The sequence below is a fragment of the Sphingobacterium sp. UBA7038 genome (genome assembly GCF_002494055.1).
In the GTDB taxonomy this organism is placed as follows: Bacteria; Bacteroidota; Bacteroidia; order Sphingobacteriales; family Sphingobacteriaceae; genus Sphingobacterium; species Sphingobacterium multivorum.
Map to the genome: position 1 here is coordinate 138,769 of NZ_DLAV01000022.1, position 14,864 is coordinate 153,632.

13 protein-coding genes and 3 tRNA genes are annotated in these 14,864 nt (G+C 41.2%); 7 read left to right on the forward strand and 9 right to left on the reverse strand.

From position 1 onward, the window contains the following. Positions 1–145: 145 nt before the first annotated feature. From B3H30_RS15255 to B3H30_RS15275, 5 genes are all read right to left on the reverse strand, one after another. Positions 146–3,328, reverse strand: a complete 3,183-nt coding sequence (locus B3H30_RS15255) for an efflux RND transporter permease subunit (RefSeq protein WP_145326907.1) — start codon at positions 3,326–3,328, stop codon at positions 146–148. A 64-nt stretch (positions 3,329–3,392) separates the two neighbouring features. Continuing rightward, complete coding sequence (locus B3H30_RS15260) at positions 3,393–4,448, reverse strand: efflux RND transporter periplasmic adaptor subunit (protein ID WP_286777384.1); 1,056 nt, start codon at positions 4,446–4,448, stop codon at positions 3,393–3,395. 14 nt (positions 4,449–4,462) lie between these two features. After that, on the reverse strand, positions 4,463–5,809 hold the full coding sequence (locus B3H30_RS15265) for a TolC family protein (protein ID WP_115049040.1): 1,347 nt from the start codon (positions 5,807–5,809) through the stop codon (positions 4,463–4,465). A 28-nt stretch (positions 5,810–5,837) separates the two neighbouring features. Continuing rightward, entirely contained in the window at positions 5,838–6,437 is a 600-nt protein-coding gene (locus tag B3H30_RS15270) for a TetR/AcrR family transcriptional regulator (protein WP_286834568.1), read from the reverse strand. 254 nt (positions 6,438–6,691) lie between these two features. After that, the gene (locus B3H30_RS15275) at positions 6,692–7,363 is read right to left on the reverse strand and encodes an NUDIX hydrolase (RefSeq protein WP_075992906.1); all 672 of its coding nucleotides are present in this window, start codon (positions 7,361–7,363) and stop codon (positions 6,692–6,694) included. 185 nt (positions 7,364–7,548) lie between these two features. Here B3H30_RS15275 and pfkA point away from each other — a divergent pair, with 185 nt between their 5' ends. The 7 genes from pfkA to B3H30_RS15310 all read left to right on the forward strand — a co-directional run bounded on the left by pfkA (position 7,549) and on the right by B3H30_RS15310 (position 11,891). After that, the gene (pfkA, locus tag B3H30_RS15280) at positions 7,549–8,526 is read left to right on the forward strand and encodes a 6-phosphofructokinase (protein WP_075994837.1); all 978 of its coding nucleotides are present in this window, start codon (positions 7,549–7,551) and stop codon (positions 8,524–8,526) included. Positions 8,527–8,543: 17 nt separating this feature from the next. Continuing rightward, the gene (locus B3H30_RS15285) at positions 8,544–9,395 is read left to right on the forward strand and encodes a hypothetical protein (RefSeq protein WP_070561153.1); all 852 of its coding nucleotides are present in this window, start codon (positions 8,544–8,546) and stop codon (positions 9,393–9,395) included. 4 nt (positions 9,396–9,399) lie between these two features. Continuing rightward, the gene (gene gap / locus B3H30_RS15290) at positions 9,400–10,398 is read left to right on the forward strand and encodes a type I glyceraldehyde-3-phosphate dehydrogenase (protein WP_070561154.1); all 999 of its coding nucleotides are present in this window, start codon (positions 9,400–9,402) and stop codon (positions 10,396–10,398) included. A gap of 175 nt (positions 10,399–10,573) precedes the next feature. After that, positions 10,574–10,649: transfer RNA gene (locus tag B3H30_RS15295), tRNA-Phe, on the forward strand. Positions 10,650–10,699: 50 nt separating this feature from the next. Beyond that, a tRNA-Gly gene (locus tag B3H30_RS15300) sits at positions 10,700–10,772 on the forward strand. Between the two features lie 5 nt (positions 10,773–10,777). Then, positions 10,778–10,862, forward strand: a tRNA-Leu gene (locus B3H30_RS15305). A gap of 120 nt (positions 10,863–10,982) precedes the next feature. Then, positions 10,983–11,891: an SMP-30/gluconolactonase/LRE family protein gene (locus B3H30_RS15310; RefSeq protein WP_070561155.1), complete on the forward strand. Its 909-nt coding sequence runs from the start codon at positions 10,983–10,985 to the stop codon at positions 11,889–11,891. Positions 11,892–12,095: 204 nt separating this feature from the next. Here the strand turns inward: B3H30_RS15310 and arsB are convergent, their stop codons facing one another. From arsB to B3H30_RS15330, 4 genes are all read right to left on the reverse strand, one after another. Further along, positions 12,096–13,127 carry an ACR3 family arsenite efflux transporter gene (arsB, locus tag B3H30_RS15315; RefSeq protein ID WP_070561156.1) on the reverse strand — a complete coding sequence of 344 codons (1,032 nt, stop codon included), beginning with the start codon at positions 13,125–13,127 and terminating at the stop codon, positions 12,096–12,098. Between the two features lie 2 nt (positions 13,128–13,129). Continuing rightward, positions 13,130–13,744, reverse strand: a complete 615-nt coding sequence (locus B3H30_RS15320; RefSeq protein ID WP_070561215.1) for a low molecular weight phosphatase family protein — start codon at positions 13,742–13,744, stop codon at positions 13,130–13,132. Between the two features lie 18 nt (positions 13,745–13,762). Continuing rightward, entirely contained in the window at positions 13,763–14,236 is a 474-nt protein-coding gene (locus B3H30_RS15325; RefSeq protein ID WP_070561157.1) for a DUF6428 family protein, read from the reverse strand. A gap of 78 nt (positions 14,237–14,314) precedes the next feature. Continuing rightward, complete coding sequence (locus tag B3H30_RS15330) at positions 14,315–14,644, reverse strand: ArsR/SmtB family transcription factor (RefSeq protein ID WP_070561158.1); 330 nt, start codon at positions 14,642–14,644, stop codon at positions 14,315–14,317. Between the last annotated feature and the right edge of the window lie 220 nt (positions 14,645–14,864).

The window sequence follows — 14,864 nt, forward strand, 5'->3', positions numbered from 1 at the left end:
TCTCAATTTTAAGTGTATATTTTGTTAATGCGCCGCAATGTAATAAAAAATATTTACGCAATCGATTGATTAACCTAAAATTAACACAAAAAAGGCGGCTAATGTTTTATTAGCCGCCTTTTTCTATTGTAAAATGTATTATTTTCTAATGTTCTGCCACGTCGACATGGTCATAATCTTCCTTCATCAAGGCTTCATAATTTGTCTTTTCTTTCTTTCCAAAACGACGTTGAAGACTGTCAAATATGGAGTACACCACCGGTACAACAACCAAGGTTAAAAATAAAGAAGATAACAAACCACCAATGATAACGATCGCCAGACCTCTATTCATATCGGCACCGTCTCCAGTAGCGATTGCGATAGGAATCATACCAAATACCATGGCAATTGTCGTCATCAAAATCGGACGAAGACGCGCGTGATTGGCTGCCACCAACGCATCGTGTGTATTATCGCCAGCTTCCTTACGATGGTTGGCAAAGTCAACCAGCATGATCGCATTTTTGGCCACCAGACCAATCAACATGATGATACCCAAAATCGTAAAGATATTCAAGGTCTGATTTCCCAGCGCCAAGAACAATAGGGCTCCGATAAACGACAATGGAATCGAGAACAAGACCACAAATGGTGTGATAAAACTATCGTATAAAGCAACCATTACCAAGTATACTAGGATAATAGATGCCAATAAGGCAATACCCAAAGTACCAAAACCTTCGGTTTGGTTTTCCATATTACCACCCCAGATAAAGACGATACCCGGTTTACGCGGCAGTTTTTCAAACTGTGCCTGCCACTCTTGCGCTACGGTACCCATTGGTCTACCGATTGCCTGTCCCTGAATGGATACTGCCGGCGACTTGTCGCGACGTTCCAACAACGTAGGTCCCGAACCAAAAGTTACATTGGCAAATTGATCCAAAGAAATAGAGGCACCCTGATTATTGATAAATTTCAGATCACGTACGTTGTCGATATTGGCTCGACCATTTTCCGCATAGCGGATATTGATATCGTACTCGTTATCACCCGCTCTGTATTTGTTATCCGTATTTCCTGAAAATGCCGTCTGCATTGTCATCCCCACAGTAGAGACATTCAGTCCCAAAGAGGTCATTTTATCACGGTCGATCTTCACATTGATCTCAGGGTTACCCGCTTCAGAAGTCAATTTGACACCCGCAGCCCCAGGAATCTTACGTAATTGATCTGCCGCCTTCTCTGCAAATTCCTGTGCATCTTCGACAGAAGCACCGATAATGGTCAGCTTCAATGGTGCCTGCTCCGCTCCCATGATACCCACATTGACGGTTTTGATTTTTGCACCGATCAGTTTATTTTCCAGTTCACGCTTCAGCGTCGCTGAATACACCTGTGAGTTACCCTCAAAATTTTCCTTGTCGAGGATCACATGGATCTCCGATTTATAACGCGAACCCGTTGTTGAAGCCATACCGTCCGAAGACTGCCCCACTGTCGTAATAATTTCTTTGACATCAGGTTTCGATTTAATGTAAGCCTCCGCTTTTTGCGTCAACAAGTTGGTCTTCTCCAGGGAAGCATCTTTATCGAGTTCTAACTGGATGAAAAACTCCTTACGGTCGATACTCGGGAAGAAGTCCGAACCAATATACCCCATACCGACCAAAAAAAACGATGCGACAAGTAAACCGATTGCCAAAAACAACGTAGCCAATTTCGTACCGACGTTCTTTAAAGCCCAGGTCAACAATCCCGCAACCCAATGTGTAAAGCTATTCAAACCGCTTTCAAAACCATGAATAATACGACCAAAGAAAGAAGTTTTGCTTAAGTGCTCCAATTTACCGAAACGCGAGTATAACCAAGGCACTACCGTAAATGACACCAATAAGGATAATAAAGTCGAGATGATTACCGTCACACAGAATTGTGCCAGGATATTGGCCACCAAACCCGTAGACATCGCGATCGGCAGGAACACTACCACGATAACCAAGGTGATCGCCGTTACGGTAAATCCGATTTCCGAAGCACCATCATAGGCCGCACGCACCTTGTTTTTACCCATCTCCATGTGGCGGTGAATATTCTCGATAACAACGATCGCGTCATCCACAAGAATACCTACTACCAGGGATAAACCGAGTAAAGACATCAAGTTTAAGGTATAGCCCATCAAAAGCAAGCCAATAAAGGTAGCGATCAAAGATAATGGAATCGCCACCATGGTAATCGCCGCATTACGTAAACTTTGTAAGAAGAACAACATGATAAAGCCCACCAATGCAATGGCAATCATTAAGTCATGGATCACGTTATCGGCTGCATTCAAGGTAAATTCTGAAGAGTCATTGGCAACCAGAATTTTAATATTCTGTGCAGCATAATCCTTCTCTACACCAGAAATTACTTTTCCGTCTTTATCGTGTACCGCAATGGTTTTCTTGACCGCTTCGGACACCGCTACCGCATTTGCATCAGACTGTTTAAAGACCTGCAATAAGATTGTATTCTGACGGTCCAGGCGGGCTACTTTTTCAATCTCTTTAATACCATCCCGCACATCGGCGATATCGCGCAGATAAATCTGCACCCCTGCCGGCGTTGTGATCGGGAGGTTACGCAGCTCCTCGATTGAAGTTACTTTACCCGAAAGACGGATGGTTGTCCGGTTATCACGAGTACTGACGTTACCTGTCGGGAAATCGAGATTGGATGATGCTACAATTTGCTGTACCTGCGAAATTGTCAGTCCATAACCTTCAATTTTCTTCGGGTCTACAGAGATCTGGATTTCACGTTCCTCACCTCCGATCAGGTCCACTTTGGCAACACCATTGATCCGCGCAAAGACCGGCTGGATTTTATTGTCCAAAAGATCGTAGAGTTCTTTTTCCGATAAGTTGGACGTGACGGCCAAACTCATGATGGCCACATCATCCAGGGAGAATTTGGAGAGTGAAGGTGTCTTTACATCATCCGGCAGATCGTTGATCACGGCATTGATTTTCCGTTGAGCATCCGTAAGCAGGAAGTTGACATCCGCACCGTTGTTGAGGGTAATCATGACAATCGATACCCCTTCAAGGGAAGTCGACTCCACCTTTTTGATACTTTCCAAGGATGAAATGGCATCCTCTATTTTTTTGGTCACCGAACTCTCCACCTCTGCAGGTGAAGCTCCCGGATAGACCGTCTGTACCGTAATGACGTTAATTTCAAATTTAGGGACCAATTCATAGCCCAATCGCGTATAAGAAAACAACCCGCCTAATGTCAGTATTATAAATAATACGATAATTATACTGGGGCGTTTTATCGATATTTCGGTAATTTTCATTCGAATAATTTATTTTTAATAGCTATGCAACCGAGGTTCCATCTGCTACCGATTACAGTATGCTCTATTTAATAATCTCTACAGGGCTTTGGTCAAATAGATTGATCTGACCCGAAACAATCACTTGATCCCCATTTTGCAAACCACCTAAGATCTCGATGTAATCACCAAAGTTTCTACCTGATTTGACGTTTGTTTCGATGGCTTTACCGTTTTTCAGCACAAAGATCTTGTTGTCGCTCACACTACCCACAAAGGCATTACGAGGTACGATCAACGTATTGCTGGCAACACCTTCACCGAAAATGGCTGTACCGTACATACCAGCACGCAATTGGTTCGATGCATTATTTACCTCGATTTCCACCGGGAAGTTTAAGCTACCATCCGATTTAGGCGCAATAAAAGTTACTTTACCTATAAAGCGTTGGTCTGCATATACACTCGCTGTCACATCAACAGATTGACCGATCCTTAAGGTAGTCACATTCTTTTCGTCTACATTGACACGCAATTTCAAGGTGGCGACATTGACAATATCGAAGGCTGCAGCGCCCACATTTAGGTAAGTGCCCGGTTCGATTTTACGTGCATTGACGATACCCGATACCGACGTTTTAATGGTTACATCGCCAGCATTCAATTTAGACGCTTTTAAGTTATTTTTCGCGTTTTCAAATTGCAATTTCACCTGGTCTAACTGTTGTTTGGTTACACCACCTGTAGAGAAGGCACTTTCAAAGCGATGCAGATCGGCCTGCGCATTGGTAAATGCAGCCTGCGCATTCGCTACGTTCACATTCAGTTTATCGCCCTCGATGATCGCCAAAGTCTGACCGGCGCTTACATGAGAACCTTCATCAACCAATACTTTCACCACTCTACCTGCAGTCTCAGCCGAAACAGTTACTTCTTGTTTCGGAGAAAATGTTCCGTTAGCCGTATAACGTAAGTCCATGGAAGATACTTTTGCCGTATCGATACGCACTGCAATAGCCACATTTTTCTTTGCTACCTCTGCAGTTTCGGCCTCATTTTTCTTTTTATTTTTATTTAACACAAAAAATATTCCTGCTAGACCAGCAGCAATAATAAGTAAGGTAATAATTCCGCGTTTCATATTGTATTAGTCAATTATTCTTTAATTAGTGATTTAAGATTTCCATTCGCTTTGATCAGCTGCACTTCAGCAATTTTATAATCGAGCAAAGAGGTATTTAAATTATTCTGGGCATCTGCATAGGCATTTTCCGCATCCAAAAGATCGGTCAATGTTGCCAGACCATTTTTGTAATTGTTGTTAGTATCTTCCAGCACTGATTTTGCCAAATCCACGTTCTTACGGTTTGACTCAATCGTTAACAAAGAATTTTTAATCTGAACCTTGGAGTTTTCTGCTGCCAGATTCAAGGCTAATTTTGTATCCGCGATATCCACCTGCAACTTATCGATATCAATCTGTGCTTGGCGAACTTTAGAGCGTGTGAGGAAACCATTGAAAATTGGAATAGATAGATTTAGACCTACACCATTATAGCTATTCCATTTTACACCTTCATTTTTACTAAAAATAGGAAAAACCGGTCCCATTCCCATATAACCGTAATTTGCCGTAAAAGACAATGTTGGATAATATTTCGACACCTCTGCTTTTTTGTTCAGTTCCAACAATTCGTTCTGTTTACTGAGTACCTGAATTTCGGTTCTATTTGTAATATCAATAGGCTCGTATACAGCATTTAACGCTACAGTTTCGAAAGTTGAGGTCGGCATTGCAATTTGTTCGGACATCTGCATACCAATAACAAATTTAAGCGCATTCTCCTTTAACTCAACAGCATTAATAACCTGTTGACGAGAAGCTTTCAAATTTGTGACCGCTACGTTCGTGCGATCAAGATCAATTTTTTTCGCTAATCCATTTTTAAACAATCCCTCGATCACATCCCTAGTCTTGGTTGTACTTTCCAGGTTATTTTCAATGGTCTTCAATTGTAACTTTGATTGATAAACATCATAATAACTATTGGCCACCTTTTCGATCAATTGCTCGTCGGTCAATGTTTTATTAATTACGTAAAACTCGCGTGTGGTCTTTGCTGCTTTTAGTCCTGTAAATACCGTTTGATTGAACAATTGCTGGGTCAAACTAACCGCATTCGTCGATTGCCATTTTTGACCAAATTCGATAAACATGGTTGTAGATTCGCCCGTTTTTCCATCAATCATTGTAATAGCGTTCTGTTGAATTTTGGGATTCAAATTCAACGAGCTAGTCAAATTTACCTGTGGTAAAGCACTAGATCGGACCTCAGCGATTTTACTCTCCGCATTCGCAACATCGAGACCTGCCTTTTTCGCATCAGCCTTGTTCTGCAAAGCAAATTTAATCGCATCACTTAAGCTCAATTGTTGCTGTGCATGACTCTGGAAAACCATCGTACCTAATAAAAGGCTGGCTAGTATTCTGATTGTTTTCATTCCTAATTTATTTATCCTAATTTTATATCTACTTTTTATTTATACCATTAAAAAAAAGCTTGGTAGCCAGCTTTTGCTTTTGCAGCACTTCATCAAAACGATCCTGATTTGGAATTCCTGAAATGATATCGGAGATATTGCACATCAGGGATAAACTCTTCATCAATTCCACATAGATTTCGGCCGTTTCATAGAGATGCTCCCCATCGATTTCACCTTTTTCGGCACCGATCTCAAGGATCTCAAACAAGGCTTTCACATCACGGTCGTGTAGGCACTGGAAAAAATCCTGCATGGAAAGTCCCTTGATCCATTCCAGATTTTCATTCATGTGCAACATATAGTATTTCCGGACAAATGCATCGCGCAGTTCCAAAATTTTAATGATCAGCTCGTAGGTGGTGCCCACATGCACAGCCACCATCTTCTCCTCCTCTTCCCTATATTCATCCGTCAAACGCACAATCACATCCCTTATAAGTGCATTCTTTTCCGAATAATAGTAATACAAATTCGCTTTGGTAATTTTTATATCCTCCGCAATTTCATTCATCGTAGTCTTACTAAAACCGTAATTCATAAAGCGTCTTATCGCCGCATGAATGATTTGATCTTTTCTATCTTCCATTCTTCAAAAAACTCCTTTCTACTTTCTGACTTTTATCAAAAATTGTTCAAAAATATAAAAAGTAACATGTTGGACAAAATAAATTTTGAAATTGTAATAATTTTGATATTAACCTGACAACAAAACCTTCATGACTTCGCAGACACCAGCAGCAATGAAAGCAAACTGAAGGTTCTTTCTGGCCAATAAGATCAGACACTTTCAAAAAAAAAGGCAAACTCGAAAGTTTGCCTTTTATTATACGAACAGATCTATTAGAATGCGACCGTGTTCTGAAAATGTTTTAAAAACTTTCGTTTATCCAATTTATAGAGCCTTGCTGCACGATAGGCTACTCCAGTCTGCACTTCGTCGAGCTCTTTTAGAAAGCCATAATTCTGCATTTTCTTTCTAAAATTGCGTTTATCGAGTGGTTTATTCAAAATTCCCTCATACACCAGCTGTAGCTGGGTGAGTGTAAATTTTTCAGGCAGCAGCTCGAAAGCAATCGGCTTATAGGCGAGGCGGCGCTGCAACCGCTCCAGACAGAGGTCCAAAATCTGCTTATGGTCAAAGGCCAGTTCAGGTACATTCCGAACGGGGAACCATTTTGCCTGCTTCATATAGTTTGTAACAGGTTTGGTTTTCAATTTGGTATTATCCAGCTGCACGAGGGCGTAATACGCCACCGTCAGAATACGTCCCTTTGGATGCCGTTTTAATCCGGCAAAGGAATGCAGCTGATCCATAAATACATCTTTCAAACCTGTATTCTCATACAAAATTCGTTTTACGGCATCTTCCATCTCTTCGTCATTATCCACGAAAAAACCTGGCAATGCCCACCAATCCTTAAAAGGATATTCATTTCTTTCGGCCAAAAGAACTTTTAATTCTCCTTCGTGAAAGCCTAATATGACACAGTCAACGGTAAAATTACTATACAAAACTTCTAAATTTATTTATGTGCAATATACTGAGCTAAATTTAGCGGTTACTAATCATCGGGTTATCTGTAACAATTATACGCTTCCTAAACGTGATGCGCAAAAAAATATTGAAAAATTTATTCAAAGTGTAGAATATACACTATAAAAATCTTATATTCGTAAAACCTAAAATATAGCGTGTGATAAAAGAAATTAAAAAAATAGGTGTATTGACGTCGGGAGGTGATGCTCCTGGCATGAATGCCTGTATTCGTGCTGTCGTTCGAACAGCATTACATAAAGGATTGCAAGTAACGGGTATTTATCAAGGATACCAAGGTTTGATCGACGCAAATTTCATTGAAATGGATACGCGTTCGGTCAGCAATATTATACAACGTGGTGGTACAATATTAAAAACCGCGCGTTGCATGGAGTTTAAGACGCCTGAAGGCCGTCGAAAAGGCTATGACAATCTGATCGCTGCCGGTGTAGATGCCTTGGTGGTCATTGGTGGTGACGGTACCTTTACAGGTGCTAACTTCTTCTCCAAAGAATTTGAAATACCTATTATAGGTATTCCGGGTACGATAGACAACGACCTTTACGGTTCTGATTATACTATCGGCTACGATACAGCCAACAATACTGTCATCGAAGCGATTGATAAAATCAGAGATACTGCGGCGTCACATGAACGTCTTTTCTTTGTTGAAGTGATGGGCCGTGATTCAGGCTGTATCGCCTTAAATGCCGGTATTGCTGGCGGAGCCGAAGCCATTTTACTTCCAGAGAAAGAAACGGCCATTGACGATCTAATCCGTCATTTAGAAGACGGTGCCATTAAGAAGAAATCGTCATCTATAGTTATTGTTGCAGAGGGCGACCAAAATGGTGGTGCTTATTATGTCGCAAAAAAAGTAAAAGAAAAGTTTGATCATTACGACACGAAAGTTAGTATATTAGGGCATTTGCAACGGGGTGGTTCTCCGACGAGTTTCGACCGCGTGCTTGCGAGTAGATTGGGCTTTGCTGCGGTCAATGAATTATTGGCCGGAAACACACGAGTTACTGTTGGGCTTCGTGGTAATGAAATCAAGACAACTCCAATTGAAGAAGCAATCAGCAATAAGGAAATTAAACTTAGCCCTGATTTATTGGAAATGGCTGAGATTTTATAATCGTAATTTGAACAGACATGATAGCAGTAGTATATAGTGGATCTCGATTTTCAGACTGGCGGTTGGCCGACAAGGGGCGGATCACTACGGGGTTCCGCATGAACGGGATCAATCCTTATCTTCAGGATGAGCGCTCCATACTACAGCATTTGCATAAAAACACCAATTTGATCAACAATGCCGAAAAAATCAGACGGATCTATTTTTTCGGAGCGGGATCTTCCTCGAAGGAACGTAAAGATAAAATAAAAAACGTCCTCGAACGTTTTTTCGTCAATGCGCGCGTACGGGTTGATCATGATGTCATTGCTTCGGCAATTTCCACTTTCGGCGACGAAAGAGGAATTATTGGCATCATTGGCAGTGGATCAAATGCAGCTTACTATACAGGGAAAAAAATCATTGACAACAATTATGGTCTAGGTTATATTCTGGCCGATGAGGGGGCGACAAACTGGAATAGCCAGCAGCTGCTCAAACATTACATGACGGATACCTTACCTGTTGATCTGCGGGACAAACTGGAAAGAGAATTTAACATCGATAAGAAAACCATTTTGGAAAGGGTGTATATTTCCCCACAACCGACAAATTTTCTGAATTCATTTACAGACTTTGTCCTCGAAAATAAAGATCATCTATTCATTAGTCAATTGGTTAAAAATGGGCTTCGTACGTTTATAAAAACCTACATCAAGCCCTTAATGAAAGAATATCCGGACAGTGACGTAAACTTTACGGGTTCAGTAGCGTTTAATTATGAGCACTTGCTTCGGGAAGTTGCCACAGACGAATTTAATATCAGTATTGGTAATGTTGTAAAAGAACCGATACATAATTTAATTAAATATTATATCAATAAAAATTAAGAATATGAAAATTGGAATTAACGGATTTGGACGTATTGGTCGTTTAGCATTTAGAGCGGCTATCAATCGTCCAGAAATTGAAATTGTTGGTATCAATGACTTAGTTGAACCAGATTATATGGCTTATATGTTGAAATATGATTCAACACATGGCAAATTTGACGGTTCTGTAGAAGTAAAAGACGGTAACTTGGTTGTTAACGGAAAAACTATCCGTGTTACAGCTGAGAAAGATCCGGCAAACTTAAAATGGAATGAAGTAGGTGCTGAAGTAATCATCGAATCTACAGGTTTCTTCTTGACGCAAGAGTTGGCTCAAAAACACATCGATGCAGGTGCTAAAAAAGTGGTGATGTCTGCTCCAGCGAAAGACGACACCCCTACTTTCGTCATGGGTGTAAACCACAAAGAATTGAAAGCCGATCAACACATCGTTTCAAACGCTTCATGTACAACAAACTGTTTAGCGCCTATCGCTAAAGTATTAAACGATAAATTTGGTATCGTTGAAGGTTTGATGACAACAGTACACGCGGTTACAGCAACACAAAAAACTGTAGACGGTCCTTCTGTAAAAGACTGGAGAGGTGGTCGTGGTGCATACCAAAACATCATCCCTTCATCTACAGGTGCTGCTAAAGCAGTAGGTTTGGTTCTTCCAGAATTGAAAGGTAAATTGACCGGTATGTCATTACGCGTTCCTACAGCAGACGTTTCAGTTGTTGACTTAACAGTACGTTTGAACAAAGGTGCTTCATACGAAGAAATCAAAACTGCAATGAAAGAAGCTTCTGAAGGCGAATTGAAAGGTATCTTAGGTTATACTGAAGACGAAGTTGTTTCTTCAGATTTCTTAGGTGATGCACGTACATCAATCTTCGATGCAAAAGCAGGAATTTCATTGAATGATAACTTCGTTAAAGTTGTCTCTTGGTATGACAACGAATGGGGATATTCAAACAAAATCGTTGACTTGGTATTAGAAGTTGGTAAATTGTCTTAATCAACTCGACCAATATCCTATAGAGGGGCTATTCTACACGAATAGCCCCTTATTTTTTTTCCTTAAAAATCAGCAGGTTGGCGTTTAAACGCAAAAAAAAGCGCTTTTAGCTTTCGTAATTCAAATAATCCGTCTATATTTGCATCATCAATAAGGCAGACAGCTAAATTGAAAAGGTGCCATAGCTCAGTTGGTAGAGCAAAGGACTGAAAATCCTTGTGTCGCTGGTTCGAATCCAGCTGGCACCACCAAAAGGGAAGAACGCAAGGTTCTGACAGATTGAAAGAATAATAATTCCAATGCGAAAATAGCTCAGCTGGTAGAGCACAACCTTGCCAAGGTTGGGGTCGCGAGTTCGAATCTCGTTTTTCGCTCACCTGCCTAGGTGGTGGAACTGGTAGACACGCAGGACTTAAAATCCTGTTCCCGTTAAGGGAGTGCGGGTTCGATTCCCGCCCTAGGTACAAGAAAGCTCATCTAACGATGGGCTTTTCTTGTTTTAGCCCCTTGCCTCCAAAGACTTATCCGAACTTAATGCGTCCGAGAAGACTATTTTTTGTCCGAAAATTGATAAATTAGATGATATGTTCCATTCAGCTCATTCTCGCCGGCATTGGCCGACACTCCTACTGTGCGTGCTCTTCTCCGTAATGGGTTTAGACCTCAGTGCGCAATTGTTTCATCAGGACAGCCTAACATTAATAGCCCGGCAGTTTGCCTTTACCGAGGGACCGGCAGTGGATAAGTCGGGGGACATCTATTTCACCGACCAGCCCAATAACAAAATCTGGAAATATAGCACTAAAGGGCAACTTACGCTTTTTAAAGATGCTGCAGGCCGCGCCAATGGCTTGTACTTTAACCATCAGGGTCAGCTCCTCGCCTGTGCCGACGAAAAGAACGAAATCTGGTCAATCAGCAAAGATGGAGAGGTTACCGTGCTGCTCTCAGCAGTTGATGGGAAAAAACTGAATGGTCCAAATGACCTTTGGGCAGACAAGAAAGGCGGCATCTACTTTACAGACCCCTTTTATCTGCGCGATTATTGGACAAGGACAAAGCCAGAGATCGCAGGGCAGAAAGTCTACTACCTTCCACCAGGAAAAGGGAAAAAACCCGTTGTAGTAGCTGACGATGTCACCAAACCGAACGGCATTGTAGGCTCGGCCGATGGAAGATACCTGTATGTGGCCGATATCGAACGGAATAAAACGTACAGATACAGCATAGAGTCTGACGGTAAGCTCAGCAGGCAGACGGCGCTTATCGATCAGGGATCTGACGGGATGACTTTGGATCACCAAGGAAATATTTACCTCACAGGCAAAGGCGTTTTTATCTATAGTCCTACAGGCCTGCTGATCGGACATATTGAAGTAAATGAACCATGGACGTCCAATGTCTGTTTTGGAGGCAAAGATCGCAGCGACTTATTTATAACCGCCTCAACAGCCATCTATAGGATTCCCATGCGTACCAAGGGCGTGGATTAATACATTTCATGATACATAGAAGCAGTCTAGTTTTAAAATGATGAAACGTCAAGCAACTTTATTTATCTTTATATTGAAATAAAGATTCAATTATTATGTTCCGGGAAAAGCGCATGACAAGCATCAATTGGTTAGGTAAAAAGCTTGGATTCAATTTAAAAGGAAAGAAGATCTATCTATTGGATTAACTACTATCCATAAGCTTTAGTAGTCGTATGTTTTCTTTAACCAAAGGCTTGCCTTTACCAATAATATCAATACAGGAACTTCCACCAGCGGGCCTATTACGCCAACAAAAGCCTGTGGCGAATGTATACCAAATACGCCTATCGCAACAGCAATTGCCAATTCAAAATTATTACCTGTTGCAGTAAATGAAATGGCGGTATTTTTATCATAGGGAACATTCATCAATTTATTGACAAAAAAGCTAAGGAAAAACATAAGTATAAAGTAAATAATTAATGGTAATGCCACTTTGATGACATCCATCGGCAATTCCACTATTTGATCTCCTTTCAAGCTAAACATCAGTACAATAGTAAAAAGTAGAGCATACAGGGTAATAGGCGATATTTTGGCGATGAACCGGTGGTTATACCATGCTATACCTTTAAATCTTACAAGAATATAACGACTTAAAAAGCCCGCAAAAAAAGGAATTCCAAGGTATATCAATACACTCTGGGTAACATCCTTCATGGAAACGCTCACATTAAAATTGGCCAAACCAAGTTTACTTGGTAAGACATTGATAAATAGCCACACCAGGAAACTATAGGTCATCATCTGAAAAATACTGTTCAACGCCACCAATAATGCAGCGTACTCCCTATTTCCTTTTGCCAGATCATTCCAGACGATGACCATGGCAATGCATCTTGCCAATCCAATCAGTATCAGTCCCGCCATATAATCGGGTTCATCTCTTAGAAACAGGACCGCCAATCCAAACATCAATGTTGTTCCGATCACCCAATTCAAGAATAGGGATATACCAATCGCTTTTTTATCCTTAAATGCTTTTGGCAATAATGCATAATCCACCTTTGCAAGCGGCGGATACATCATCAATAGTAAACCGATTGCCAAGGGAATGTTGGTCGTACCTATAGAAAGCGTATTGGTGAGATGAGAAATCTGTGGGAAGAAATGCCCTAGACCTATCCCTACTGCCATCGCAAGGAATATCCATAAAGTCAGGTAACGGTCCAGAAATTTTAATTTTGGCTGCATGGCTATCGCTTGATTTTTGAAAAGACGTAAAACATGCTCCTTGCAATTTCAAGGCTCCGCTCGGCATATATTCTGGTCTGGTCGGGCGTATCATCAGCGATTTTGGGATCCTCAAAAGTGACCGGAAACCTTCTATCGGCACCTGCTATAAACGGGCATCCCCCATCGGCCTGCGAACAGGTCATAATGGCGATAAACTTCGATACCGGATTAAAGGGGCTATCGTATTTTTTTGAAAAACCAATTACGGGAAGCGCATTGTCATCATATTTTATAGCATATACAGGGTTAAGGGTCTCCGAAACCGTAAAGATATGGAAACCCTGCCCGGCCAACGTCTCCGCTACTTTAGGAAATAGGGCCGTTTCTTCTGTACCGCCCGAATAACAATATACCTTTGGAATATTGAAATATGCACTTGCCACCTGCGCCCAAACCTGGGACAAGTGGCTGCGCCTTGAATTATGGGTACAGATGAAATTGAGGTTTACAGCCTCCGATTGATCAACCTTCTCCTGAATAGCAAGGATCAAAGACTTTAAAACGGTGCTGCTACCTTCGTTATCTAATCGCGTCCAATTGAGCTGCTCAATGGTATCCGCTAATTTAGGGTAGATCATGCGATGATCAACAATTTAACAACATCCTGATCCAGGTGTACAGCATGAGGGTTGCGCTATCGGTAGCTGCGCCAGGTTCAGCTTCGTTTTTTCCGATGGTATGCCACAGGCATCCTGCGCCAGACAAGCAGTCGTTTTATTTTTCAGTATAAACGTTTTCCCATTAAAATCAAGGTCGTACTTACCGATGGTATCGCTTTGGTATTCCACTTCGATGTCAGCATCTTCCAGTCCTAGTTTTTCTTCAGAGAGCTTGATGATATGGAGTAGCTTTGCAGGTTTGAGGCGGTGCTCATAATCGTCCGCATTCCACAATTGAAAGTTGACTACGCTCTCATTCCGGACAACGCCACCACAATCGATAAAGTTCTTAGTGATTTGACCAACCTCGGTCACATGGAAATGCTCGGGCACAAAATTGCCGTTTTCCAATTGAAACTCAACATTTGTTAAGGTTGGAAGGACTTCTTTAATTTCTGATAATCTCATAATAATTCAATTTAAATGAATGCACTATTTATTAATGATATATCGCAATATTACGATACGTATTGCCAAAAAAATGCACTAACAGCATCCTTTTACTTTTACATCCTGGTTAAAGAATGTATTCAGTACACCTTGGGTTTGTTTCCACAAATTTTCATCAATGCAGTAACAGACTGATTTTCCCGCTATGGTACCCTGGATGATACCTATATTTTTAAGCTCTTTCAGGTGCTGTGATATCGTCGCCTGTGCCAATCCCAATTCCTCAACCAAATCATTACAGATGCAAGCTTTTTGGTTTATGATGTACTGAAGAATTGCTATCCGTGCCGGATGTGCTAAGACCTTGAGGAATGAAGCCAGTTTATTCTGCTCGTCGGTGTAAATTTCTGTTTTCGTAATTCCCATATTGCCAATTAATACATCGCAATATTACGATATTAATTTAACAAATCCAAATGCAAGCAACATATTTATCCGACTCCACCTATCAGCAATCCGCCACCATTCTAGGTATGGCAATAATGAAAACGGCAACTACCATCTATCTTGCTTTACATCGCATCCGATGACGGACCCATCCGAAAAATCCAAAGTACAACGTTTTTAGCCTTGCGCTTTGGATTTT